Raw genomic sequence first — 2,252 nt, 5'->3', positions numbered from 1 at the left:
TCCTCTTCGCCGCGCTCGCGCGCCCGATGGGGCCCATCACGACGCTAGGGAAAAATGCCAAAAAGCACGCCAAGCTCAAAAAGCCCTGCTCGCCGCATTCGCGCCTATAAACCGAGACGAAATAGGTGATTGACATAAAAACATAATATGAAATTCCAAGCGGAAACGCCACGCTATCAACGGCACCTAGGTGCAGCGCAGCAAGCGCGGCATTGAAAAACTCCCTGACGTAGCCATAATATTTAAAAAACGCGAGAAAAAATAAGCCGCCAGCAACCGCCGCAAGCATCACTGCGCGTGCCTTCGTAGTGGGTAGTGGGAGCTGCTTCGCTAACCCCGCTTTTTGCACCTGCTTTGCTATGCCAGCTTGTTTTGTTACACCCATCTGCTTGGTTGCCACTTTACGCGAGAGCTTTTTCTTATGCGAAGACTGCTTTGCGGGCGGTATGGCTTTTGCGACTACGCGATTAGCGCGAGCGATACACACCCCTGCAAAATATACGAAAGCGCTATAGGCTGCAAGCACCAGCGCAAAGCGAGGATTTACGGAGCACATAAAGCCGTAGCTTGCTAACAGGATCAGGATTTTTTGCGCGAAAATATAATTTTTGAGCGTCCAATAAACGATTAAAAACGCTAAAAAAGCAAGGACAAACTCGGGCGAAAAAAATGTCATTCAATCTTTCCAATTTAAATTTTTAAAGCTCTTGCGGGCTTTTAGACGCTTGCAACGCGAGATTTATATGAAGCAAAAAAGCTTTTTTTAAATCGCTTACAGCGCGATATTTTATGCGCAGGTGCGGCATTGCGCCGCTAAACGCTCTAATAAATCTAGCGTCCAAATCCTTAGATTTCATGGACAGCTTGCAGCAAGCCCTTGCCACGTGAGCGAAATTTCGCCACAATGGCAAAATTTGAAACGCAAATGAGGGCTCGACGCACGAATAAAATTTTTAAACGCGCTGAGTGCTTTGCATCAAATTCCCACGAAACCTCGCAAACGCAGTCTCGCAAGTTCTACCCGCAGGATTTCAAAATAAGCGCCTTTTGGAATCATGCCATATAAATTAAACACGGGCAGCGCCGCTAAAATCTTACGAAATAAGATGAGCCACACTTCATCACAACTATGAGGGCTAAAATCCTACAAAGCAAAATTTTAAAAGCCAAAATTTTGCGGCGACGATAAAATTCCGCCCGTTAAAATCTATCGCGCGAAATTACTAAGTAAATCTCACTTTAAGGCGTGATAAAAACCATCTAAAAGCTGCGCCTTATGAGCCAAAATCATAGCTTTTAATTTTTACCGCAAATTGCAGACCTGCGCCGCCATAAAGGCTCTTTTAATTTTATGGTAACGCAAACGCGTCTTGCGCTAGCCTCGCTCTTTAGTGTAAAACACAAGTTAAAATCAACGAGTTTCGCGTCGTAAATTTTGGCTCTAACTCGAATTTAATGCGGCGTAAATTCAGGCTAGCCAGGCAAAATTAGTCGTAAATTTAATGCGGCTACATAGATTTTGACTTAGGCTGAAATTTAACCTAGCAGAGCCGAATCTCGCTTCGCAATCTAGCCATTCTAACGAGATAATGTAAATTTTAATTTGCAATTTAAAATTTCTAGCGCAACGATACCAGCTTTAGCTTGCGTTTTGAAATTCTAATCTAGCGACGCAAGCAGTTCATAAAATGCCGCGTAAAATTGCAAATTTCAGCTTTTTTTATTCGGCTGGCGAGGTTTGTGTGCGCAAGAACTGATTTGTGAAAATTTTAAAATTTTATCGCTTGCCCCAGCCTACTTTCAGGGCAATCGCAATGAAATTTACGCTCCGCGTCTCAAGCAAGTGAGCAGTTGCGATGAAATTCTAAGCTATCAGTCGAGATGAAATTTTACGCCGCATTTTAAAAAAATCCCGCGCCTGCCCAACTGCGAAATCCGTAAATCTCGCGCTAAATTTCATATTGCTGCATTACTTAGCGGCTATCAAATTTGCTTGCCAAGCAGACGCGTAGAAATCTCTTACCGCCCTTTAATACTCGTTCGAAGTAAAATTTCGCGCAGCTATTTTAACAATCCATACTCGAAATAAACGCTCTACATAATTCTATCGCAAAACGGGACTGCCGGGTGGAATTTTGCCCGGCAGCAAGGTCTTTTTTTTGCGCTAGATTTATGCTTCTGCGCGGATTATCCTTACCGCTTCGACCATATTTTTTAGGCTCGGGCGAACCTCCTCCCATTTGCGGGTTTTT

General features: G+C 43.9%; 1 pseudogene. It reads right to left on the bottom strand.

What is annotated here, in order from left to right:
* Nucleotides 1–676: pseudogene (locus tag Q0236_RS01995) on the bottom strand (hypothetical protein); the annotation flags it as partial.
* Nucleotides 677–2,252 lie beyond the last annotated feature (1,576 nt).

The sequence above is a fragment of the uncultured Campylobacter sp. genome, from assembly GCF_938031315.1.
Classification (GTDB): Bacteria; Campylobacterota; Campylobacteria; order Campylobacterales; family Campylobacteraceae; genus Campylobacter_B.
The sequence above is the reverse complement of the archived record's forward strand: the minus strand, read 5'-3'. Positions and strand labels throughout refer to the sequence as shown.